General features: G+C 43.4%; 18 protein-coding genes. 5 read left to right on the forward strand and 13 right to left on the reverse strand.

Annotation, left to right across the window (positions count from 1 at the left end; genetic code table 11):
- Positions 1–635 precede the first annotated feature (635 nt).
- Together CLV98_RS08670 and CLV98_RS08675 are read left to right on the forward strand one after the other, a co-directional pair.
- Entirely contained in the window at positions 636–845 is a 210-nt protein-coding gene (locus tag CLV98_RS08670) for a zinc ribbon domain-containing protein YjdM (protein WP_109673907.1), read from the forward strand.
- A 511-nt stretch (positions 846–1,356) separates the two neighbouring features.
- Positions 1,357–1,797: a MarR family winged helix-turn-helix transcriptional regulator gene (locus CLV98_RS08675; RefSeq protein ID WP_109673908.1), complete on the forward strand. Its 441-nt coding sequence runs from the start codon at positions 1,357–1,359 to the stop codon at positions 1,795–1,797.
- Positions 1,798–2,849: 1,052 nt separating this feature from the next.
- Here the strand turns inward: CLV98_RS08675 and CLV98_RS08680 are convergent.
- Both CLV98_RS08680 and CLV98_RS08685 read right to left on the reverse strand, forming a co-directional pair.
- On the reverse strand, positions 2,850–4,562 hold the full coding sequence (locus tag CLV98_RS08680) for a chloride channel protein (RefSeq protein WP_229203271.1): 1,713 nt from the start codon (positions 4,560–4,562) through the stop codon (positions 2,850–2,852).
- Between the two features lie 444 nt (positions 4,563–5,006).
- A complete protein-coding gene (locus CLV98_RS08685; RefSeq protein ID WP_109674032.1) occupies positions 5,007–5,765 on the reverse strand; it encodes a hypothetical protein in 759 nt (252 codons plus the stop codon).
- Positions 5,766–6,014: 249 nt separating this feature from the next.
- On the opposite strand from CLV98_RS08685, the gene CLV98_RS08690 reads away from it, so the two are divergent.
- The gene (locus CLV98_RS08690) at positions 6,015–6,452 is read left to right on the forward strand and encodes a DUF3224 domain-containing protein (RefSeq protein WP_158281222.1); all 438 of its coding nucleotides are present in this window, start codon (positions 6,015–6,017) and stop codon (positions 6,450–6,452) included.
- Here CLV98_RS08690 and CLV98_RS08695 read toward each other — a convergent pair.
- The 6 genes from CLV98_RS08695 to hisS all read right to left on the reverse strand — a co-directional run bounded on the left by CLV98_RS08695 (position 6,449) and on the right by hisS (position 15,113).
- Positions 6,449–9,793, reverse strand: coding sequence for a UvrD-helicase domain-containing protein (locus tag CLV98_RS08695; RefSeq protein ID WP_229203273.1), 3,345 nt, complete (start codon positions 9,791–9,793; stop codon positions 6,449–6,451). The two genes, CLV98_RS08690 and CLV98_RS08695, sit on opposite strands and share 4 nt — an antisense overlap.
- 63 nt (positions 9,794–9,856) lie before the next feature.
- Positions 9,857–10,381, reverse strand: coding sequence for a hypothetical protein (locus CLV98_RS08700; protein WP_310588708.1), 525 nt, complete (start codon positions 10,379–10,381; stop codon positions 9,857–9,859).
- 59 nt (positions 10,382–10,440) lie between these two features.
- Positions 10,441–11,496, reverse strand: a complete 1,056-nt coding sequence (hisC, locus tag CLV98_RS08705; RefSeq protein ID WP_109673911.1) for a histidinol-phosphate transaminase — start codon at positions 11,494–11,496, stop codon at positions 10,441–10,443.
- Positions 11,486–12,769 carry a histidinol dehydrogenase gene (gene hisD / locus CLV98_RS08710; RefSeq protein WP_109673912.1) on the reverse strand — a complete coding sequence of 428 codons (1,284 nt, stop codon included), beginning with the start codon at positions 12,767–12,769 and terminating at the stop codon, positions 11,486–11,488. Before hisD ends, hisC begins: the two co-directional genes overlap by 11 nt.
- A gap of 39 nt (positions 12,770–12,808) precedes the next feature.
- Positions 12,809–13,669, reverse strand: a complete 861-nt coding sequence (hisG, locus tag CLV98_RS08715) for an ATP phosphoribosyltransferase (RefSeq protein ID WP_109673913.1) — start codon at positions 13,667–13,669, stop codon at positions 12,809–12,811.
- A gap of 82 nt (positions 13,670–13,751) precedes the next feature.
- Positions 13,752–15,113, reverse strand: a complete 1,362-nt coding sequence (gene hisS, locus CLV98_RS08720; RefSeq protein ID WP_109673914.1) for a histidine--tRNA ligase — start codon at positions 15,111–15,113, stop codon at positions 13,752–13,754.
- 236 nt (positions 15,114–15,349) lie between these two features.
- Here hisS and CLV98_RS23680 point away from each other — a divergent pair, with 236 nt between their 5' ends.
- Positions 15,350–15,502: a hypothetical protein gene (locus CLV98_RS23680; RefSeq protein WP_170120671.1), complete on the forward strand. Its 153-nt coding sequence runs from the start codon at positions 15,350–15,352 to the stop codon at positions 15,500–15,502.
- A gap of 38 nt (positions 15,503–15,540) precedes the next feature.
- Here CLV98_RS23680 and CLV98_RS08725 read toward each other — a convergent pair whose 3' ends face one another.
- Positions 15,541–15,873: an Asp23/Gls24 family envelope stress response protein gene (locus CLV98_RS08725; RefSeq protein WP_229203274.1), complete on the reverse strand. Its 333-nt coding sequence runs from the start codon at positions 15,871–15,873 to the stop codon at positions 15,541–15,543.
- Positions 15,874–15,975: 102 nt separating this feature from the next.
- On the opposite strand from CLV98_RS08725, the gene CLV98_RS08730 reads away from it, so the two are divergent.
- On the forward strand, positions 15,976–16,749 hold the full coding sequence (locus CLV98_RS08730) for a class I SAM-dependent methyltransferase (RefSeq protein WP_109673916.1): 774 nt from the start codon (positions 15,976–15,978) through the stop codon (positions 16,747–16,749).
- Positions 16,750–16,776: 27 nt separating this feature from the next.
- On the opposite strand, the gene CLV98_RS08735 is transcribed toward CLV98_RS08730, so the two are convergent.
- The 4 genes from CLV98_RS08735 to yidC form a co-directional block, all read right to left on the reverse strand.
- On the reverse strand, positions 16,777–17,820 hold the full coding sequence (locus tag CLV98_RS08735; protein ID WP_229203275.1) for a glycosyltransferase family 2 protein: 1,044 nt from the start codon (positions 17,818–17,820) through the stop codon (positions 16,777–16,779).
- Entirely contained in the window at positions 17,813–19,105 is a 1,293-nt protein-coding gene (gene hemL, locus CLV98_RS08740; RefSeq protein ID WP_109673917.1) for a glutamate-1-semialdehyde 2,1-aminomutase, read from the reverse strand. Before hemL ends, CLV98_RS08735 begins: the two co-directional genes overlap by 8 nt.
- A 210-nt stretch (positions 19,106–19,315) precedes the next feature.
- Positions 19,316–21,025, reverse strand: a complete 1,710-nt coding sequence (locus CLV98_RS08745; RefSeq protein WP_109673918.1) for an ABC transporter substrate-binding protein — start codon at positions 21,023–21,025, stop codon at positions 19,316–19,318.
- 249 nt (positions 21,026–21,274) lie between these two features.
- The gene (gene yidC, locus CLV98_RS08750; protein WP_109673919.1) at positions 21,275–23,095 is read right to left on the reverse strand and encodes a membrane protein insertase YidC; all 1,821 of its coding nucleotides are present in this window, start codon (positions 23,093–23,095) and stop codon (positions 21,275–21,277) included.
- Positions 23,096–23,099: the final 4 nt, after the last annotated feature.

The following is a 23,099-nucleotide window of genomic DNA, read 5'->3' on the forward strand; positions in this document are numbered from 1 at the left end:
ATGACCACTTATTCAATCCATTAAAAGAAAAACCGGTGGCACCAAAATCGCTGCAATGTAGTAATCTTTTAGGTTTAATAATATTAATACAGATAAATACTACGAACAAAAAAAAGATAAGTCACTAATTATGTTAAAAAATAGGTTATAAAAATTACTGCGAAACGAAATAAGGTCAAGTGCCTATAAATCGTCTTTTAGGCCAGAAAAATGACCATTCCAATCCAAAACTAGTGTCAATTCTGACAATAATTAAAATATAGCCCCTGCTTTAAAAAAAAATATTAGAAAATAAGAAAAGAAGCGAGCTCCAGAAGCTTCCCTCAAAATACATACTTTCCGAATTTCAGTAGAAATACAGACTATAGTAGTCGCCACTCCTGTAGAATACAAAATAAATAATCATAGAAGTTTAACTATCTATATTAACGTTAATACTACAATGCTAATCAAAATATATAAATATGGCTTTTCTGTGATTATCTAGAATTCCTATGGCCTGTATATTCGCCTTATAGGCCTCCCGTTATACCCTGGAAAACTGCGCACGCCCTCTCTTCCGCCCCCACTACCAGCGTGATAAAGAAAGAAAGGGTACCTTTGTGCGAAATTTCTTTATCTTAAACAATACTATAATGGAAGTAAAAGACAGTAACGGCACACTATTGGCGGAAGGGGATTCCGTGACCCTAATCAAAGATTTAAAGGTGAAGGGTTCGTCGGTTACCCTTAAACGTGGTAAACTCGTTAAAAATATCCGCCTCACCGACGATTCGGGAGAAGTAGATTGTCGCGTAGACGGTATGAGTATTGTCCTAAAAACAGCCTTTCTTAAAAAGGCCTAATCCAAGCACCAGCATTCAGGAGTATCAAGTATCGACACTGGTACTTTTGGATGCTTGCCTCCTTCTATGACTACTCCGCCCCATTTACTTTCTTAAAGACCTACTCTCTCCCCTAAGTCTGCTTCGCCCATACTATCCCAAGTAAAACCCCAGCCACGCGCATAATAAGAATCACGGTAAGCGTCCCACCCGATAGCGAGAATTGAATACAGAAAAATCACATGGATCATCTATTCTCCACGCCAACCATTCCTGGGTGATAGAATCCGCATCTGATACAATTGTCAAGTCATTTCTGCCACCCGACCCGTGCATTTATGTCAATTACCACGGGTTTACAAAACATAATTTACAAAAAAATCGACCACATTAAATTTATATCCTTAAATAGTAACTTAAATTTAGAATTTTACCATCCTCCTGTAGCACAATTGATTATAAAATTATATATTTGCAATATGCTTGACTATTCAAGTAGTTATCAAACATATATCAACCATCTATATAGTATATGACCTCAATCAATGACCCATTGAAACTGATCCTGAATATCAATGCAGCCCAAGGGGTATTACAAAAAAAAATGGATGCCGCACTGGCGAGTCATGGAATAACCCTGACGGATTTCACCATTTTCTTGCAACTCAGCCTGGCCAACGAAGAGAAAATGCGGAGAGTAGACCTGGCAGAAAAAGTCGGTTTAACGGCCTCAGGAATCACCCGCGTCCTCTCCCCTCTAGAAAAACTGGGCTTGGTACGGCGCGAGGCCCATAGCCGCGATGCGCGGGTGAGCTATGTAAAGCTGGCACCGGCAGGCAAAAGAATCCTTAACGAATCGATCCAATCGGCTCAGTCTAGTGCGGCTGAATTGTTAGCAACCTATCGTTCGACTAAAATAACCGAACTTAATAAAGTACTATTTAGAATAGGGGGTGAAAATACGATCCCCTAAGGGCGTTCGACGTATTCAACTACGTAAAACTATTCTATAAGGTGCATGCTTCTAAGGGACCATTTCTAGGCTAGGTCCCTTAGAATGGCTCCTATGGCATAGCGCCTACCTCCGCTGGATTTATACAGGAATACAGGGTTTATTTAGGCTTTTAGCCCCCCCTACTCGCATAAACACCTACCTGGATAATCCCCCTTCTCCAGCAATTAACCTTCTCCCAATGATCATCTAAGGCACCCAGTAACTATCAAGAATCACTTATATAGTAGATTTACTTTTGTAAATAGATAGTCATGGAGAGAATATTCTTGGGTTTGACTGCCGAATAGTGTTTATTTACATTTCTACATATCGTTATAAATTAGTGATTTAACAATGTATCGTTTCTGGTAAGTACTTTTCTAAACTAATTCGGCCATCATTGATTGTTTACATTTGTAGTATACATGTGTTATAATAACATATGTAAACCACCTTAAATACTGGGTTGGTTAAAGGCCAAATAGCCTCTTAAAGGGCGAGAAAAGGGGCGATAAGAATTTAATGCCTGGGCTGACCTGCAGGTCAAGATCCTACACGCAATTGTCAGCGCGGCAAATAAGGGCTTAAATAGCGCTAAAAAGCCAGATAAAGAGATGATTGTGATGCCCTTGGGAGTGGCAATACCTGGTGAAATCGAAGTCAGGTAAGTGGAGAATTGGAATATAATGTTGGCTATTGGCTCTGCCAATCCGGTTTGATTTCTGGTATTAGTCCATGAGCCGAGCCAGATTGACGTCGACCAGTCGCATAAAGGATGGGTGGCCTTCCGATGCCCCCCCCCTCTAGTAGATAGGGATAGCTTCTCCCCCGCTACTCAAGCATCATCATTCGGGTTGTAGCTAATGAGGATATAAAGAATACCTAAGGGCGCATGGTACTTCCAAGTGATGGCCTCTAGTATTAAGGGCATCTTTGGGCGTAAAGCGATAACCAGAATTCAGCTGATAGAACGAAGGAGAATCCTCCATGCCGGCCATAACGTAAGAAGAACTAATGAGGCCTATATCCCATTAGTCTGAATACTCTTGAAGTAACTGCCTATAACTATTTAGCACACTTGACTTAGAAATAAAGCCGACGAACTCCCCTCCATTGGCTCTGACAATTGGCAGGTTCCATGCTCCTGTCTTATCGAATTTCTCTGCGACAACCACAACGCTATCAAACTCACTGATGACGGCCTGGGGCTGGCGCATTAATTTCCTGATTGTGAGCATATCAAAGGCATTTTTATCGAATAAAAGTGGCCTTAAATCGTCTAATGTAATGATGCCTACTAATTCCAAATTATCGTTCAAAACGGCAATAATATTCCTTTTACCCGTTCTGACCAAGTTGGCAAGCTCTTCGAAGCCTGCATTTATATTAATTCGCTGAATATCCTTGTCGATAAGATCGAGGGTATGCAACATGGACAGCAAATTATGATCGTGTTTCCGTGTAAAGATTTTTCCGGCTTTGGCCAATTGTTCCAGGTCAGGCGATACAGGAGAAAACCATTTGGCTATCAAGAAGGATATGACACTGACGATCATTAGCGGAATCAACAAGTCGTATCCCGAGCTAGACTCGGCGATCAGGAAAATAGCCGTTAGGGGGGCATATAATACGCCACTCATCACTCCGGCCATTCCTACAATTACCAGGTTAGTAGTCGGCACATCGGCTATTCCTATCAAAGAACAAATGCCTCCAAATAGATAACCCATGGCCCCGCCTGAAAACAAGGAGGGTGCAAAATTACCTCCATTTCCTCCGGCGTTGATGGTAATAGAAGTGGCAAAGGCCTTCAAAAAACAGATAAGAGCTACGAAAATCACCACCACCCATTCGCTATATTTGACCATGGAAAAGAAGCTATTTTCGACAAGGTCCACCACATGCCCAGTGGCCATGGACTTCACGGCCTCATAACCTTCCCCAAACAAAGGGGGGTATAACACACATAAAACCGACAAAACTCCACCACCTAACATGGCTTTCTGAAGCCGGGAATACTTCAATTCATGGAAAAAGTGCTCCACCATCGTACTAATCACGACGAAATACCGGGCAAAAAGTCCGCATATCACCCCTAATCCTAGGTAAAAAGCGATGTTATGATAATCAAATTCATTACGAGTTCGGAACTGAAAAAGAACCTCTTCGTCCAATAAAACGCTGGAGACCAAACTACCGCATACGGCGGCTACCACTAGCGGAATAAAATCAGAAAATACCACGCCCGTCAGCAATATTTCCATGGCAAACATGACGCCCGCGACAGGGGCATTGAAGGCGGAGGCTATCCCGGCAGAGGCCCCAGCAGCTAGCAATAGGGTTCTTTCTTTGTACTTAAGCTTGTAGGTCAGTGCATAGTTAGACCCTATAGCGGCCCCGGTGACGGCAATGGGACTCTCTAGCCCGGCCGATCCACCAAGTCCTACCGTAATGGCACTTTGTATTATTTGAGAATACATCTTCACCGAACCTACCACACTCGAATTACGGGCTATTTCATTGAGGATAAGTGGAATCCCTTTCTTGTCTTTTCCTTGAAAGAACCAGATGACCACTAAAGTGGTTAGTACGATTCCGGTAAAGGGGAATATGGCAAAGAAGAATATTTGCTCTTCAAAATGGACCTTATGCGTGATGATATAATGGATATAATGAACGAGCGACTTGAGTATTACCCCCGCCAATCCACAACTAAAACCAACCAATATACCTGAAAGAATCAAAAACTGATTTCGATTAAGTACGCTTTTCAACCAAAAGAGTACAATTTCATAGCTTTGAGCCTTCTTTAGACTATACCTGGTAAAGTCCCTTCTAAATTTCAGGAAACTGTAGAATCTCTTGACACTCTTTTGCTTCACAATCCAACTATTATTTTTCTATGGTCCAAACTCCAACCGATTAACTAACGACGATGAGCAGGAATATCCACAAGGTTCAGTTTGTATAAGCGGTATTTGACCGTTGGTCCCCCCTAGGATCATGCATTCCTGTTTATTCCCGTGAATTTACCTAGAATTATGAATAATTGGGCTATGAAGCTACTTTAAAATATAAGTTTATTCTACATCCCTAGGGTGAGGATTCATTCGAGCATAAAGGCTACAAAAAAAGCCCATCATAAAATATATGACGGGCTTTTTTTGGGGCTAAAGCCATGAAGGGAATTAGATATTTGTGGCCAGTTTAACGTCAAGCTTCAGTTTGATAGCCCGATCGCTATTATTATTTCCATACCCGCTACCCGTACCTATTCCTACCCCCATGCCAGAGCCCATGCCGATACCTCCTCCTAGACCGATCCCTATTCGTGGAGAAATACCAGACCTAGACGATTGGCCGTCTATTTCTATAACAATTCCAATATCTTGCACCTGGGCCAAGTCCATGTTTATCAAGGAAAAAGGAAGAATAATTTGTTCGGTCAGTTCATTATTACGGCCCATGCTGATCACCGATTTAATGCTCCCATCGGGCTCTACAAGATTAATAAAATGCTGCCCCTGCTGATCCTTCCAAAGGGCTTCCTTATTATAAGAATCCAGAAGCAAACTCAATCCCAAGCTGTTGGGCATGTCCATATCCAGATTCCGTAACGCCCTCCTGTCCTCCTTCATAACAACCGGAAACTGAAGGGAAAACTGACCTTTCCGTTGACCTTCTGGATTCAGTGTTATCTTCAATCCACTGCTCAGAATCTTTTGAATGGTATTGGGATCCTTGGTCTTTAGGGTGATATACAGAAATGAATCATCATTAATAATCCCATAGGCCAACCTAGATTGCTGATCTTGCTGATCGGGAGCGAGCCCATCCACGTAATTGAAGGGGGCATTCCATTTGGCTTGATATGGAATCTGCTTGGCACTGCTACATCCCAGAAGGGCTAATCCAATATATCCTAAAACCAACCTTGTTAATTTCATTTCTATTTTTTTGTTCATGGTAAATCTATTGTAGTCTAAACGACAACCTCCTCTATTCATTACTCCAATAGGATGAAAATAGTTGCGAAAAGGTTGGAAAGCAGAAAAAGACATATTTCTTCCTTCAATCCATTGTCGAATAAAAAAAAGTCGTTGTTTTGCGAATCCTGTAAGTTGTAACCCTTGGGTGGATCCATGGCCAATTGGCAACCTTATCCCCCACCGTACCAAAGCACATACTCATCACCTATGACCCTAAAAGCAGAAGTAGCATATCAAATCACAGACGGATACGAAGAATCGTTTAGTAAAAACGAGCTTGGACATAAACTAACCACCGGAAAATTCACCATTGCCTATAGCGGCGATGTAGAAGGTGAAGGCCATCTTATGGAACTCAAGAACCATGGGAACGAAGACGAAGCGACGGTGTATGGCCTCGAGCGATTTGTCGGTTCGGTTCATGGAATTTCAGGCAGTTTTGTTCTGGAGTATACCGGCAAGTATGAAAATGGATTGCTCCATTCCACCCGTAGAATCGTTAAAAATAGTGGAACTGGTGAGTTACAAAATATAGAGGGTTATATAGCCTTTAGTCATGCGAATGCCAAGGAAATGAAATTTACGCTACGATTCAAATTGCCCCAGTATAAGGATCAGATACCGGATGGGATAGAACCCCGCTAGGGCTCTATCCACACCATCTCCTGATTCTCAATGGTTATCACTAAGCCTACGGCATTTTTTCCCGTTTCGTTGTAGGCTTCAACGAGTTTTCCCATTGTTTTTATCGTTTCTTTAGGTCGATTCAGGGGTAAGAATCGCATCAGCACTACGGGGCCGTCGCCTATCTCCACCATGCGGTCGATATGGATTTGTTTGCCTCCCGGAATCAACATTTCCTTATTGATCATCACCCTAGCTTCCGGCACATATAAGCGCTTCATTCCATTCAGTTGAAGTATGCTGGCCACCATATGGGTCAGGCTTTCCTGATCCTTAGGTCCAGCAACCCCTTCGGCCACCACTTTTTCTATAATATGAGGCAGGTCCTCTAGGTTTCTCAATCTTGTCAGAACATAGCATGCCTTTTGGTAAATGTCATTTTTAACCTCAAATGTTTCCAGATCGAACAGTCGGTCCGACTGTCGCCTTAGTCTCAGGGTATTTCCAGGGTCGTGGCTCAACACCTTATGGAGTATATAGGGCTCGACTTTTTTTTCATCCTCTTTTAAATGGAACGCAGCCGCATCACCCGATTGTAAGCGATAGCTGAGTTGCCCTTCTACCCATGCCGGATCGGCCTCTTTTCTGTTCAGATAATCATAGAGCAATCCACTAATGGTGTTGCCGGCATGCCTGGCCTTGGGGGCCTGAGCCAACACGTACAACCTCTGTATAGGCCGGGTAAAGGCGACATATAACAGATTAAGATTTTCTACCACTGTTCTAACTTCGTGGTCTAGATATTGACTTTGTACAGTGGATTCTCCCAAATCCTTTTTCACCGAAACCATGGAGCTCCACAATTTTTTCCCTAAACCCGACTCATTTAACTCCAATTCTGAAAGGCTTTCATCTTCCAAATCGAGCCAAATCGTATCTTTGGAACTTGGTGTAGTCTTCCATTGGGCATAAGGAATAATCACGACTGGATACTCTAGTCCTTTTGATTTATGAATCGTTGTAATGCGCAGGGCGTCGGTACCCTGGGGGACATTAATAGATACCTTGTACCTCGCTATATCCCAATACGCTAGAAAATCGCCCAGATGACTGCTTCTACCAGAACCAAATTCCAAAATAACATCCAGAAAACGGAATAAATAGGCATTTTCTGTTCCTGCATCGAATAGTCCAAACACCCGGATAATGATTTCTGCAATTTCAAAAATAGTGGACTGGCGCAGACGAAATGCATCCAAGTCGATTTCCCAAGCTTTAAAATAAGAGAGGAAACTATCCAACCCCATTTCCTCAGCCAAATCACGCATCTTTTGAAAATCTGCTGGGCCTGGATTTACCCCACGTACCTGATGATGGAATAGGTACATCGCCTCGTACCGTGCCAGATTATCGTCGGCCTTTTGAATGACCTTCATGAGCGAAATCACGAACTGGATATTTCGAGAGTAGGCCAAAGTAAGGGCATCATCGGAAATAAGCGGAACCCCTTCCTGTTGCAAGGCTCCTGCCAAGGTAGCGGCATGTCTTCTGGATCTACATAAAATGGCCATATCCTTCCAAAAATATCCCTGACCCCGAAGATCACCAACCCTTTCTAATGTGGCTAGGACCATCTCATCCTCCCCTTCAGATTCGGCATCGGCATGGCTATTTTCTATAAAATCGAACTGTACCTGGCCTCCTGTTTTGACTCCTTCTGGTATTTGTTGTTGAAAAAAATCGTCGAACACTGAAAGAACCATCGGATAGCTCGTTCCTAGGTGACCCGCCACGAAAGAGAAAAAGGAGTTGTTGAACGAAGTGATTTCTTGGAAACTCCTGCGATTGGTTCTGAGATGATCCACCTGGAGGTTGGCGCTGAGCGATTCCAAACGCTGCTGTAGTAAGGGATTATTCCCTAGCTTATTGGTCAAGGCCAAGAGTTCGTCTTGTGCTAGATGCAATATCAGGTCCATATCCCCACCACGAAAACGATAAATGGACTGCTTGGCGTCTCCCACTACCAAGTTGAAATGTCCTCCCCCCAGTGCATTTTCTATGAGAGGGATCAGGTTTGCAAATTGCAGCTTAGAAGTATCCTGAAATTCGTCCAATAAAATATGGTTATAACGCTCTCCAAGCCGTTCAAAAATAAAAGGTACTGGTTCGTTGGAGACTATTTCGGCAATCCTCCGATTAAAATCAGAGATATGGACCTGATTATTCTGTCGTAATACGGTATCGAACTCCCTTCTAATTTCTCCCAATAAGGATAGGCCATAAAGGTGTTTGTCTAATGCCTGGTATAAGAGTACTTTGGGCTGCGCTTGGTTCCGAATCGACTCAATTGCATTATAGCAGTCAAAAAACAAACCTTTAAGCCCATCGATCTGGTCTTTGATGGGTTGGGGTGTCTTTGCTCCATACCAAATATCATCATCTATGGCTTTGATCACAAAGCTGTTGGGTGCATCCCACAGTTTAAGTCCTTCGGCCCGCTGGTCGAAGTAGCCCTTAACTCCTCGGCTTCCCTGAAAAAAGTCCTTGTCCACCAGCCCCGCCTGCTCCATTGCCGATTTGGCTTTCTCGGCCGACAGGACGATATCTTCATTTTGTTTCTTTACAAAGGCTCTAATCGATTTTCTGATGTGCGCCCAATCTCCCATTTCGAGATTGGCAATTTTTTGCATCTTCAAATAGGCCTCTTCCTGAAGTAAGGTACCCGCAGTGCTCTGGATAGTCTGGGGCAAGGCTCCCCAGCTTCCACCCTCTTCGGCCCTTTCCCGGTAATAATTCTCAACTATTTCGGTTAACACATCTTCACCAGGAGCACCGATACGCGCCAAAAGCCGATCCACCGCTTCCTTGAGCATTTCTGAATCCAACTGGGTTTCAAAAACGAATGGAAGACCCAGTTCATCGGTAAAGCTACTTACCAAACTTTTGGTAAACTTATCGATGGTCATTACCGCAAAATCGGAATAACGATGTAGGATTTTAAAAAAAACGGCTTGTGCCCGTGCGCAGATAAGCTTACAGCCATCTTCAAAGAGGCTCTTTTCTTCTAAGGTTTGAGGATAGAGCTCGGTTACTACGTCAACAAGCATACTATGAGGATCCTGTAAGGGAAACTCTGTTTCGGAAAAGATCCTTAGCATGCTCAAGATTCTATCCTTCATTTCATTGGCCGCCGCATTGGTAAAGGTAATGGCCAGGATATGTTTGTAATAGGTATCCGAATTCGTATGGAGCGCCAGCTTGAGGTACTCCTTCGTAAGGGTATAAGTCTTACCCGATCCGGCCGAAGAACTGTATACTTTTAACACCGTTTGAGTATTTGGTACGGAATATAAATGAGCCATGAAGATACAGAAAATGCAGGCAGAGCCTGCATTTTCTGTATCTCATTCAATAAAAATGATGATTTATAAATTAAATCGTATCCCTGCTGAGATGTTTGGGCTAAGGTAAAAAGGTCGTGGCAGCAATTCCAGATACGTGCCCCCTTCTAAAAATACCGAAATCCGATTATTAGGGATGAAATATTCTACACCTCCTAGGGCCGAACCACCCAAGCTTATATTTTTCTCGTATTCCCCATTCAAGCGCTTCGGATACGAGCGACGGCTGTTGACCTGCCCACCTAAGCCATAATAAATATGTACGGCTTCAGAATTAAACAAGGGAGTGTTCCACAGATAATGTGCCTGAATAGAAAGTCCGGTGTTTTGATAGATCCCATCATCGCCCCGGTATTTCCTATTTTTGGACAGAACCCCACCATAGGTCCCTATAGTAACATCTATCGCATGGATGTTATTAAAATATTTACGGATATTAATACCTGTAGGTTCTCCAGCTTTGAAGCCCACAGCCCAGTTATCATTCTGCGCAAAGGCGGCAGTAAATCCCAATACGAAGAGTAATGAGCATACGATTTTTTTCATCATGATTTTCGTTGTGATATAGTTTTCAGTTTTCGTGTATTCAAATTCTCCAATACGCCATATTATGAAAATGACTCAAGGGCTTTTAACAAAGCTACATTTTCTTCTGCCGTACCCACCGAGATACGCAAACATCCTTCACAAAGATATACTTTAGAACGATCGCGAACGATGATGGTGTTTTCTAGCAAATAAGTCATCACCGCCTTGGCATCCTCAAAACGTACCAACAGAAAATTAGCATCGGAAGGAAACACTTCTAAAACAAACGACAGTTTTTCCAACATCTTGCGCAATTCCTCCCTTTCTTTTAGAATTTCCAAAACCATAGCCTCCTTGCGTTCCATGGTCGAAAGTCCCGAGAGCAAGGCTTTCTGGGCTGGCAAACTGATATTATAGGGGGGCTTAATTTTATTGAGGATCGTGATCAGCTCGGTACTTGCATAACACATCCCCACCCGTAAGCCGGCTAGGCCCCAAGCCTTAGAGAAAGTTTGTAAAACTACTAAATTAGGGAATTCATCCAAACGACTGATCCAACTCTCTTCGGTAGAAAAGTCGATGTAAGCTTCATCAACTACGACAAGCCCCGAAAACCTATTTAATAGCCCTTCAATGGCCTGAGTAGAAATAGAATTTCCTGTTGGGTTATTCGGTGTACAAACCCATACAATTTTGGTTTCCGTTTGTATTTCACTGAATACCGCTTCCAGGTTCATTTGGAAATCGGCAGTTAAGGGCGCCTTGTCTACACTGACGTCGTGTATGGACGCACTTACTTCATACATCCCATAGGTGGGGGGCATGATCAGCACCCTATCTTTTCCAGGTTGGCAAGTAGCCCTTATCAGTAAATCGATCGGCTCGTCGCTGCCATTGCCCAAAAAGATACGGTCGTTGGTTACCCCTTTCATAGGACCAATGATCGACTTAATGGCCGATTGGTACGGATCGGGATAGCGGTTATAATTCTGATCCGTAACCGATCCGATAGGATTCTCGTTCGCGTCCAAAAATATTCCTTCGCTTCCTGTATATTCGTCTCGAGCCGAAGAGTATGGGGCCAATTTCAAAATATGAGGCCTTAAAAGGGAGGTTAAATCAAAATTATTTTTCATTGTACTCATTCATTTGCTTTAACCGTACACTAACAGCACGTTTATGTGCCTGCAAAGATTCAGCCTCGGCCATTACTTCCACCAAAGGGCCTAGGTTCAACAAGCCTTGTTGTGAAATATGCTGGACCGTAATTTTTTTAACGAAGCTATCGACCGACACTCCGCTATACGCCCTAGCATACCCATTGGTAGGCAAGGTATGATTGGTCCCAGAGGCATAGTCGCCACAGGATTCGGGAGTATAATTCCCCAGGAAAATAGATCCGGCATTGACGATACGCTCAGATACCTCCTCCGCGTTTTCAACGCACAGAATCAAATGTTCTGCTGCGTATTCATTCAACATGGCTATAGCCTCGTCGGCATGGGCAACTACAACCGCTGTACTATTATCAATAGAAATAGAAGCCATGTCTTTTCTGGGTAGGGCTTCCAATTGCTCCATGAGGCACCTATTCACCGCTTCGACGAACGATACGCTAGTCGAAACCAGGAGTACCTGACTATCTTTTCCATGTTCAGCTTGTGAAAGCAAATCGGATGCTACGAAATCGGGAACGGCCGTTTCGTCGGCATAAACTGCCACTTCTGACGGCCCAGCCGGCATGTCTATGGCCATTCCTTCCTTGCTAACAAGCATTTTGGCAGCCATCACATACTGGTTGCCAGGGCCAAATATTTTATATACCTGCGGCACCGACTCCGTACCGTAGGCCATGGCGGCTATGGCTTGAGCCCCACCTATGCGATAGGCACGGGTGACGCCTACCAATTTGGCAGCATATAAAATAGCAGGATGAGCAGATGGCGTGCACAAGACGATTTCCTTACTACCCGCTATTTGTGCTGGAATTCCCAGCATCAGAACCGTACTAAATAAAGGAGCGGTACCTCCTGGAATGTATATACCTACTTTCTCTATTCCCACGCTGCGTCGCCAACAGGTAACCCCCGGCATGGTTTCCACCTTTTCGGGAGCTGTAAGCTGCTGTTGATGAAATAGATAAATATTCCGATAGGCCTGGCCTATGGCTTCTTTTAGGGCCTCGTCCAATTGCCCTTCGGCATCGTCGATTTCCTTGTTCGAAAACGCCAAATCGCCCAAAGTAACCCCATCGAACCGCTCGGCCAATCGCCTTATCCCTTCATCACCATGCTTCTGTACCTCCTCTAAGATTGGGCTTACACTCGCTTCAATTTCCTTAAAATTTAGTACGGGTCGGGTAAGTAATCCCGGCCAGTCTTCTCTTTTGGGGTATTTTATTATCTTCATATGATTTGAACTACTATCTTGTAGTCTTCAGATACCGAACTATAAAATCATTTTCTCGATGGGTATTACCAAAATACCTTCAGCTCCTGCTTGTCTTATTTTTTCAATATTTTCCCAAAAGTCATTTTCATTGATTACTGAATGCAGGGAAGACCAACCGGCTTGCGCCAAGGGCAGTACCGTTGGAGACCGCATTCCAGGAAGGAATTTTATAATATTATCGACGGACTCGTTAGGACAATTCAGCAAGATATATTTGTTGTTTTTCGCTTCTTGTACCGATTGAATTCTAAACAGCAGCTGATCGAGCAAAGCCTGTTGCGGAGCAGGAAGGTTTTTATTAGCAATCATAACGGCCTCAGACCTAAAGATGGTTTCCACCTCTTTCAGCCCGTTGCTCAATAGCGTGCTTCCTGAACTTACAATATCGCAAACGGCATCGGCCAACCCTATACTCGGAGCGATCTCTACCGAACCACTTATTTCGTGAATATTGGCTTGGACCTGGTGGGCTTTCAAATATTCGCCTAACAACCGTGGATAGGTCGTAGCGATACTCTTGCCATCCAAATCCTGCACGCCCTCATAGTTCTGCTCCCGCAATATGCCTATAGATAAGCGGCATTTAGAAAAACCGAGCTTATGAACGGTATTAACATTTTTATTCGTTTCTTCAGAAACGTTTTGACCTACAATACCTAGATGCGCCACACCATCTTCCACATATCCAGGGATATCGTCGTCTCTTAGGAATAATATTTCGGCAGGGAAATTGGTGGCCGCCGTCTTAAGCTTCCCGCCTCCGTTATCAAAACGGATACCACATTCTTTGATGAGCTTTAAGGAGTCTTCGCTCAGTCTACCCGATTTCTGAATCGCAATTCTTATTGTATCAATCATTTGTAATGGGCCTGTTTTCCTAAGAAATTACAAGCAGTTTGAATTATAATATCAGCAAAATACCATGTTTTAAGGGACCATTCTAGTGGGCCAAAGCGGCAATAATGCCCGCTATGTCCAACTTCTGTTGATCGCCCGTCTGCATATGCTTCAAAGTTAACAAGCCAGATTGGATTTCTTCCGATCCAATGAGAACAACATATGGAATTTGTTTTCTATCTGCATAGTCTAGCTGCTTTTTTAGCTTTACCGAGTCCGGATAGATTTCAGTGTTAATCCCAGCATTCCTCAATTTTGCGAGTAGGCCTACGCCATATTCAAATGCCTGACGATCAAAATTGGTCAGCATTAACTGCGTGGTAGCCTGCGCACTATCGGGAAACAAGCCTAGCTCTTCCATCACGTCATAGATGCGATCAACCCCCAAAGAAATACCCACTCCAGAGATTCCCGGGACTCCGAAAGTACCCGTCAGATTATCATAGCGCCCTCCGCCAGAAATACTACCGATTTGAACTCCATTGGCTTTCACTTCAAAAATAGCTCCGGTATAGTAGGACAGCCCTCGCGCCAACGTTACATCGAACTGTATTTTGGGATTAGGGATACCGGCGATGTTCACCAATTTCCATACCTCTTCCAGTTCTGCTATTCCTTGCATGGCCACCTCCGAGGAGCTTAACCAGGATTTTAGATCGGCAAACGGATTTTGTGAATGTGCCAGTTCGAATATCGGTTCAAGAAGCGTCAGGCTATCTTGGTGAAAGCCTTTCTGGAGAAGCTCCTCTTTCACCTTTTCTTTGCCTATTTTATCTAACTTATCGATAGCCACACATAAAGGCCCCTCCTGGCCACTAGCACCTATCATGGTGGCTATCCCGGTGAGTACCTTTCGGTTATTGATTTTTACAGTAAAATCTTGAATCCCTAATTCTGGCAAAATAGCATGTAATAGGCCTACTATTTCAGCCTCGCACAAAAGCGAGTCGGTACCCACCACATCGGCATCGCACTGATAGAACTCTCTATATCGGCCTCTTTGGGGGCGATCGGCCCGCCACACGGGCTGAATCTGATACCGCTTAAAGGGCATCACCAAGGTCCCCCTATTCATGACCACATACCTGGCGAAAGGGACCGTCAGATCGTAACGTAACCCCTTTTCGGAGATCTTTTGAGTTAAAGGCTTATAAGGCCCAAGCCAATCTTGCTCATTGGTTTTGGATTTAAAGTCACCAGAATTAAGTATTTTAAAGAGCAACTGGTCCCCCTCTTCTCCGTATTTCCCCATGAGGACCGACAGGTTTTCGAACGCTGGCGTCTCTAAGGGCAGAAAACCATAACGCTGAAAAGAACGCCGGATGGTGTCAAAAATAAAATTACGCCTGACCATTTGTTCTGGGCCAAAGTCGCGGGTACCTCTTGCTAGAGATGGTTTACTCATTGTTATAATAATTGATTTCTGGCCAATCAAATCGTTTCTAATCACAAAGACCTATAAAACAAACCTTTACAAAAAACGGTGTCATTGTCAGCCATAAATTGGTACACAAAAACAGGGCCCAAAATGGGCTCAAACCGCAAAGTTAGGGCTGCTTCGGTAATAATTATACCCTACAACTACTTTATTTATGAAGAATTTCTTAATTTTGCGGCTCTTTCACAAAACAATTAATAAAAATGGCAGTTACGGAATTAAAACGTAAAGGACGTAGAAATAAAGCAGTGGCAAATAATCGTACTGCAACAATCAAAAACCTTTTGCGTAAACCTGAGGTTAGAAATGTAGATGTTGAAGCTATTAAGGCGCAATTCGAAGCAAACAAAAAATAACCATCGCAACACGATATTTTATCGGAAAGAAGTCCCTGTCAATCAGTTTTGGTAGGGCTTTTTGCTTTGTGTCCGCCCTTTGATTTTCGAGGATTCTGTGGCTTTCTCGCATTCAGCTTTAACTCTGACTGACGAATGCTTCTCCGGGTTTCTCGACGGACATCCGACAAAATGCGAAAGCGTAGTGCCATGCCTAACCCGATAAGACCTATGTTGATCAGGGCCATGCTATAAATACCAAGGAGGAACCAAACTTGAAAGTCGACCCCGATACGTCGCTGATTGGCCGCCTCAGTCAGCACCGCCAATCCTATACTCAATAGGAACAAGCCAATGGGGGTCAGGATTATAGATTTGGTTTTTGCGGACATACGCTTTATCAATTTTTTCCCTGGTGGTTTTGGATCTATTGCTGGAATCATGTAAAAAAATTTGTATACTAAATTTAATAAATAATTTAATTAATTGGCTGCATGAAGGCTATATTTAGTTTTGTTTTACGTTATATACCCAGACCATATTTACAGCTTGTTGGCCACTGGGCCGCACGAATATTAAGCATTTTTTACATAGGAAACAAGGTAGAATGTCCCGTATGCAACCATACTTACAAAAAGTTTTTGCCCTACGGCCGTAATACCTCCAGTCGCGAAAATGCCCTGTGCCCCAACTGCTTGTCTCTAGAGCGGCATCGTCTGATGGCCCTTTACCTGCGTCGTAAAACTAACTTTTACACGGCTCCACATAAGGTGTTGCATGTAGCTCCAGAATATTGCTTTATCGATCGCTTCGACACGATGACCAATTTGGAATATATCACTGCTGATATTGAATCCCCATTAGCGAAGGTTAAAATGGACATCCATGATATTCCCTTTCCAGACAATAGTTTCGATGTGGCATTTTGTAATCATGTCATGGAACACGTAGAAGACTATCATAGGGCTATGAGTGAATTGTACCGGGTGCTTAAGCCTGGCGGGTTTGCCTTAATACAATCTCCCCAGGACATGAAATATACCGTTACTTTCGAAGACCCGACCATCACCGATCCTAAAGAAAGAGAAAGGGTCTTCCTTCAGAATGACCATTTACGACTGTTTGGGCAAAATTACGGAGAAGAACTTCAAAAAGCAGGGTTTGCCGTCACTGAAGACCATTTTGTTCAAAAAGAACTTTCTAAACAAGAAGTTCAGCGTTTTGCTTTACCAGGTGAGGAGATCGTCTACTTTTGTCAAAAAAAATAACAGCGTTAAATATCCTTCTTCGTACAGTTAAGAAGGATATTCTACGGTAGCTCCAGTTTCGCGGTGGGCCTTATTCTCCCAAAGCCGAGTCCAGCCTTCCGACATAAACCCTAAGCCATATCCCGTAAGCTGTACTACGGCGGCCACTACACCAAGCCTAGCGACCTTCCATGACCCGCTCCTACGAAGCGCATCCGTAAAAACGAGTAAAAAGTAAGCAGCATAACCGACCAACCCAAGGAGAAATAAAGAGCTGGAAAACCATAACAAAAATGGAAGACTCCCCAATCCTAGGGTGAAAATCATAGGAAAGGTATGTACCAACTTCAGCTCTTGAGGATAATAGCGACCTATATTGATACGCGCGCGACCAAAAAAATGCAGCTGCCTAAAAAAAGCTTTGAATTGCGTACGGCGTTTATGGTATATAAAAGCTTCTGGAATGAGCGTCGACTTAAAGCCCATAGCCAAAGCCCTAATACTAAAGATGATGTCCTCCCCCATTCTGCTGGTTTGAAATCCACCGGTTTTTAACCAAACTTCCCTCGAAAGCCCCATATTAAAACTACGGGGATGGAAGACCCCGCCCATATTATTTTTTTTACCACGAATTCCTCCCGTAGTATACAAGGAAGTCATCGAATAACTGATGGCCTTCTGAATGGCCGAAAATGAAGGGTGATCTGTATCGGGACCTCCGTACATATCAATCCCTTCATTTTTAATACGTCGATCGACTATGGCCATATAGGTTGGCTCTACCAGAGCATCGGAATCGAATAAAATAAAAAAATGGCCCTTGGCCCGCTCGAAACCATGATTTCTGGCAAAACCCTGCCCCCCGTTCTCCTTGTAATAATAGGAGATATTTAACCTGTCGCTAAACGACTCGACCACCTGGTCTGCATTTATGGCAGAACCATCTTCCACGACTACTATTTCAAAATCGTGAAAGGTCTGCACGGTTAGGCAAGTCAACAATTCCCTTAATTCATCGGGCCGGTTGTAGACGGGAATAATAATCGAGTAAGCAGGTACGGGTTTGTCAGCCATAACAAGTGAACTAGGCATGTATTTCTTTTAAAGCATCTTCATTGGCCTCAATGATTCTGTTGACCATGGTTTGGTCTATGGCCGTCGAAATAAACATGCTTTCAAATTGCGAAGGCCCCAAATAGATCCCTCGTTGAAGCATGGCATGAAAGTATTTTCCGAACATGGCTAAGTTAGAGGACTTCGCTGAAGGGAAGTCTGTTACGACCTGATCTGTAAAAAACTGCGTGTACATAGACCCCACATGATTGATCGTATAAGGTAGCCCTAACTTGGCATTCGTAGCCTGGAATCCAGAAACCAATTGGTTACCAGTCGCTTCTAGCTGCTGGTATACTTCTGGGTTTTCGTTCAGGTAGGTCAGCATGGCCAGGCCTGCCGCCATAGCAATGGGATTTCCTGATAGGGTGCCAGCCTGATACACCGGCCCTGCTGGGGATACACAGTTCATAATCTCGGCCTTCCCCCCATAAGCACCAACGGGCATTCCACCCCCAATAATTTTACCCATTGTGGTCAGGTCAGGAGTTACACCGAAACGTTCTTGAGCCCCACCCTTGGCAAGTCGGAAGCCAGTCATCACTTCATCAAAAATAAATACGATGCCTTCCTGGTCACATAGCTTGCGTAGGCCTTCCAGAAATCCAGGTGCAGGAAGGACACACCCCATATTACCTACTACCGGCTCCAATATCAGGGCGGCTACCTGCCCTTTATTGGCTTCTACCAAATTCTGAACAGCCGCTAGGTCATTATAGGGCGCAGTGAGGGTATCGTTGGCCACCCCTTTGGTCACTCCAGGGCTATCTGGTGTCCCAAAAGTAACGGCACCACTGCCCGCAGCAATCAAAAAGCTATCGCCATGCCCATGGTAGCACCCTTCAAATTTTATAATTTTATCGCGCCCCGTAAATCCACGGGCCACTCGAATAGCCGACATGGTAGCCTCAGTGCCTGAGTTAACCATCCGGACCTTCTCTACTGAAGGGACCATATTTACTAGGAGTTCGGCCATTTCTACTTCGCGCCTCGTGGGAGCACCAAACGAGAAAGAATGCTGAATTGCGTCCGATACGGCCTTCAGGATCAGCTCATTGCCATGACCCAATATCATGGGCCCCCATGAATTGATAAGTTCTATATATTCGTTCCCGTCTTCATCGAAGACCAAGGCCCCCTTTGCCGATTTTATAAATATAGGAGAACCTCCCACGGCCTTAAAGGCTCTTACTGGAGAATTAACCCCTCCTGGGATATATTGCTGTGCCTTTGCGAAAAGACTTTTACTCGAAGAAAAATCCATGATATGACTATAACAATTATTAAATTTTATTTTTCACTGAGACAAACAGTCGGTTTTAAAATTAACCAATAGATTGTTTACACTATTTTAGGACTACGACCACGTGTCGGCCGTTATTTTACATTTCTGATGACGGTCAACCGACATTCACTTAGGCTCCGCCTGAAAAATTTCCGAGAAATAATTCCAGTATTCAATTTCAAACAGACTTTAATGGATGGTCACCCATTTTGTGCCATTGTATTTTAAGATAAATGGAACCTGGTTTTCGTGAGAATGCCGATAATCGAAGCCTCCCAGCAAATACCCGTCCTGATCCGACTCATACCGACGAAGTGTAAGGCCTTGATCGAACTTAGCATTATATTTTCCCATCATCCTTCCGAAAAACAATAAATGGTCGTAGCCTTGATAGGAATAGACCGAGGGGAAAGTACTGTTCACTTCCCAGTAATCTTTTTGGAATTTTCTCATTTCCTCCTTGTCCTTGTCCACATAGTCGGACTCCAACAAGTAAAGACTCTTACCAGCAGATGCCAGAGAAACCTGACGCATATTAAAACTAGAAGCAGTTGCCAAAATAGGAGTCTTTCCTAAATTTCGGTTATCCAAAGTAGCTAGAAGAGGTTGACCAAATCTGGATGACGTTCCAAAGACGGCCACGTGATCGGGTCTCTCTTGCTCAAACGTTGGAATCAAAGTTTCCATGCTCTCACGTTCGGCTGGCAACTTCTGCATATCCAAAATCTGCCCTCCTAGTTTTTTAAGTTCTTCCCTATAAGCAAATGCCATCGTAGAATCCTTGCTACTATTTCCGTAATAAATAACGGCCTTAGCCCCTTTTGCAGTTTTTTTCATAAAGCTGGCCCCCTTTTCAACCTGTGTTTGAATGGTAGGATGCGCCAAAAATAAGTTTTTAGCCGACCCCAATAGGTTAGCATCGGTAGATAATGGATTCACGAGTAGCATTGGAGACTTTGCCAGATATTTCATGGTGACGTCAAAGGTACTCGTATATAAGGGTCCAATCACCAAATTTGAATTTTGAAAACTTGGGTTCTCAATGATCCCTTTCATTTGTTGCTCGTCGGTGCTCACATCATAGGCACTCAATACCACAGAAATCCCTTCGCTCTCCAATTTTTTTTGGGCCTGCAATAATCCTAAGTAATAGTCGTATGCAAATTGATTGGACATGCGTCTTGAAACGGTGAAGGCATCCAAACGAAACGGAAGCAATACCGCTACATCATAATACCCCTTACCCCATAGCCTTTCACTCTCCGTAGTCTTGCTTTTTGGCGAGTCTTCCTTCGGTTTGAGTTCAATATTAAAGCGCTTTTGTAACTGGGTCGCCATAGTAACTTCCGATTTGGTATGGGACGATTTTTTATCGATTCTAGAAACCAGCTCTAAGGCAATTTCCCTGTCCTGTGGGAATTGTTTCTGCATTTCTACTAGGCTATCAAAATCTACGTACTGTTGAAGATACTGTTGTTTCAATGATTGGATGTCTTCTTGGAAAGACGAATCCTTTATTTTATCAAAATACAAATTCCCCTCTTTCCAGTTTCGTAGTCCCAAATTATTGGCACCAATCAGGTAATATACCTCGGAAGTCCTGTTCCAGTTAGGATAACGGTTGAGCAGCTGAAGTAACATTTGCTTACTGGCTTGGTACTGTTTGTTTTTGTAAGCCGCCACCCCATAATGGTAATGGGCATATTCCGAATAAATAGTCGGCTGATTGGCCGATGTCAAAGGGGCCAACTTTTGCATGGCCGACTGATATTTGCCATTCTTAATATCCCGAACCGCTTCGGTGTATCCCTTAGAAACATCATCCTTTTGTTTGAAAAGCTGAGCCGATACTTGATAACTACCAATGATGTAGAAAAATAAGGATAACAAAAATTTCATGTGCGATAACTATAGTTTGAATAATATATAAACAATTTCATATCCGCTGGCCACGAGCTTAGCCCGAATGGAGCATCTCGATTTTCTAATTTGCCTAGGATATTCTCCCTCCAACAAAGCCAAAATTAACGAAATATGCTTACAAATAAATGGGCAATGTTTCGGATGGAAACATTGCCCAAATCTAACTAACTTAGTCTGAACAGTAAGAACAAATCAGAGGATGTTGCTACTATAGCGACCTAGATATTATTTTTTCTTCGATCGTTTCTCTAGTTCCGCTTGCTTCTTCTTAGCTTCATCCGCAGCCTGCAACGATTTTTCTAGATATTTTTGAAACTTGGTTTGTTTCCTTTGACCACTGGCATTTTTTATACGATTCTCATCCAAAATAGCCTTGATCTTTTCTTCATTCACAAAGCGCTTAATGATTAATTGCTGAATAATGGTCACTACGTTGGACACGAAGTAATAAAAAGTAAGACCAGCTGGGAATGAATTCAAGACAAACATAAACATGACAGGCATCACATATCCTAAGGCCTTCATATTGACAGGACCAGGCTGGGTCGGCGTCATCTGATTGTTATAGTATGCGTAACCGATACTCGACAGCGTCATCATGATGGTAAACAAACTGACATGGTCACCATAAAACGGCAACTTCATGGGAAGTTTGATAAAGGAATCGTAGGTCGATAAATCAGTAGCCCATAAAAACGACTCTTGCCTCAGCTCTATAAGATTGGGAAACAAAAAGAATAGCGAGAACAAAATTGGCATGGTAGCCAGTACAGGCACGCATCCACTCAGTGGGCTCACCCCTACCTGTTGGTAAAGCTTCATTTGCTCTTGTTGTTGCTTCGCAGGGTCATCTCCAGTTTTCTCCCTGATTTCCTCTAACTCTGGGGCTAAAAGTTTCATTTTAGCCATGCTAATATATGACTTGTATGTTAGCGGCGAAAGTAACAACTTAACAATCAATACCAGACAGATAATTAACAGGCCATAGTTTTCTATGAATTTTTCGAGGAAGAAAAATAATGGTACCAGAAAATATTTATTGACGGGCTTTAAGAAAGCATAACCCAAATATACATTTTCGTCGAAGTTAACAGCATCTACCTTTCCTACAATCTGATAATCGTTGGGACCCAAGTAAAATTTATAAGAAGCTTTGCCCTCCAACACCGAGCTCATTGGGATATCGGCAGAGGCTGACATGGTCTTAACCACGATCGAATCGTTGGTATTGACATCGGCCCGCATCGACATATTTTGTAAAGGGGTTGCTTTGGAGATCAATCCCGACAAGAAATACTTGTGCTTCATGGTGAACCACTGAACTGGTTCTTCGGCCTGCCCCTCCTCGTTGGAGGTTGCACTTGTGGCTAGGCTGTTGATGTCGTCGGTATAATAGTTTAGGGTAACCACCTCCCTGTTTTTGGTCATATCGTTTTCAAGCTGAAGCAGATCATTCTCCCAATTAAACTTCAGGCTCTTCTTATCCACCCCACTTACATTGGATGATATACCATAATCGATCAGATATCCATCGCCATGTATTACGTAGGTCTGCTCTACATATTGGTTGCCACCTAGATCGGCACGGTACCGAACCACTACCGAATCTCCTTCGGCTACAGTGCCACCTTGGGCATCGGAAGTAAAAAACAGCTGAGACATATCCACCGTACCAGTCGGGGTAGGCAAGTCTAAGCGAAACTGATTATGGTCTTTAGCTATTAGATATAGCGGCTTGCCATCATAAGTTTCAAAATCCTTAAGCTTAACCTCGGCTAACTGTCCGCCTTTGTTAGTTAAAACAATATGGGAGGTTTTGGTCTCAAAAGTAATTTCTTTTTCTTCAATGACTACCGCATTGGTATCATTATTCATAGACATCTGAGCCGTACTGTCTAATTTAAGTGTCGCTTTGGAGGCTGTAGAGGGGGTATCTACCTGGGCCGATTCGATGATAGCGGGTTCTTCCGGAGCTGGCACAAGCATTTGATAACCCAGCAACATCAGCATGATCAACATCATACCGATTACAAAATTTTTATCCATTCTA

The sequence above is a fragment of the Dyadobacter jejuensis genome, from assembly GCF_003149085.1.
In the GTDB taxonomy this organism is placed as follows: Bacteria; Bacteroidota; Bacteroidia; order Cytophagales; family Spirosomataceae; genus Dyadobacter; species Dyadobacter jejuensis.

What these genes read in the sequence shown, in the direction of transcription:
- CLV98_RS08690 (WP_158281222.1), top strand. Translation starts at nt 6,015, where the DNA reads ATGACCCTAAAAGCAGAAGTAGCATATCAAATCACAGACGGATACGAA.
- CLV98_RS23680 (WP_170120671.1), top strand. Translation starts at nt 15,350, where the DNA reads ATGGCAGTTACGGAATTAAAACGTAAAGGACGTAGAAATAAAGCAGTG.
- CLV98_RS08735 (WP_229203275.1), bottom strand. Translation starts at nt 17,820, where the DNA reads ATGCCTAGTTCACTTGTTATGGCTGACAAACCCGTACCTGCTTACTCG.
- hisS (WP_109673914.1), bottom strand. Translation starts at nt 15,113, where the DNA reads ATGAGTAAACCATCTCTAGCAAGAGGTACCCGCGACTTTGGCCCAGAA.
- hisC (WP_109673911.1), bottom strand. Translation starts at nt 11,496, where the DNA reads ATGAAAAATAATTTTGATTTAACCTCCCTTTTAAGGCCTCATATTTTG.
- CLV98_RS08685 (WP_109674032.1), bottom strand. Translation starts at nt 5,765, where the DNA reads ATGAAATTAACAAGGTTGGTTTTAGGATATATTGGATTAGCCCTTCTG.
- CLV98_RS08700 (WP_310588708.1), bottom strand. Translation starts at nt 10,381, where the DNA reads ATGATGAAAAAAATCGTATGCTCATTACTCTTCGTATTGGGATTTACT.
- hisD (WP_109673912.1), bottom strand. Translation starts at nt 12,769, where the DNA reads ATGAAGATAATAAAATACCCCAAAAGAGAAGACTGGCCGGGATTACTT.
- CLV98_RS08695 (WP_229203273.1), bottom strand. Translation starts at nt 9,793, where the DNA reads ATGGCTCATTTATATTCCGTACCAAATACTCAAACGGTGTTAAAAGTA.
- yidC (WP_109673919.1), bottom strand. Translation starts at nt 23,095, where the DNA reads ATGGATAAAAATTTTGTAATCGGTATGATGTTGATCATGCTGATGTTG.
- CLV98_RS08730 (WP_109673916.1), top strand. Translation starts at nt 15,976, where the DNA reads ATGAAGGCTATATTTAGTTTTGTTTTACGTTATATACCCAGACCATAT.
- hemL (WP_109673917.1), bottom strand. Translation starts at nt 19,105, where the DNA reads ATGGATTTTTCTTCGAGTAAAAGTCTTTTCGCAAAGGCACAGCAATAT.
- CLV98_RS08675 (WP_109673908.1), top strand. Translation starts at nt 1,357, where the DNA reads ATGACCTCAATCAATGACCCATTGAAACTGATCCTGAATATCAATGCA.
- CLV98_RS08670 (WP_109673907.1), top strand. Translation starts at nt 636, where the DNA reads ATGGAAGTAAAAGACAGTAACGGCACACTATTGGCGGAAGGGGATTCC.
- CLV98_RS08725 (WP_229203274.1), bottom strand. Translation starts at nt 15,873, where the DNA reads ATGTCCGCAAAAACCAAATCTATAATCCTGACCCCCATTGGCTTGTTC.
- hisG (WP_109673913.1), bottom strand. Translation starts at nt 13,669, where the DNA reads ATGATTGATACAATAAGAATTGCGATTCAGAAATCGGGTAGACTGAGC.
- CLV98_RS08745 (WP_109673918.1), bottom strand. Translation starts at nt 21,025, where the DNA reads ATGAAATTTTTGTTATCCTTATTTTTCTACATCATTGGTAGTTATCAA.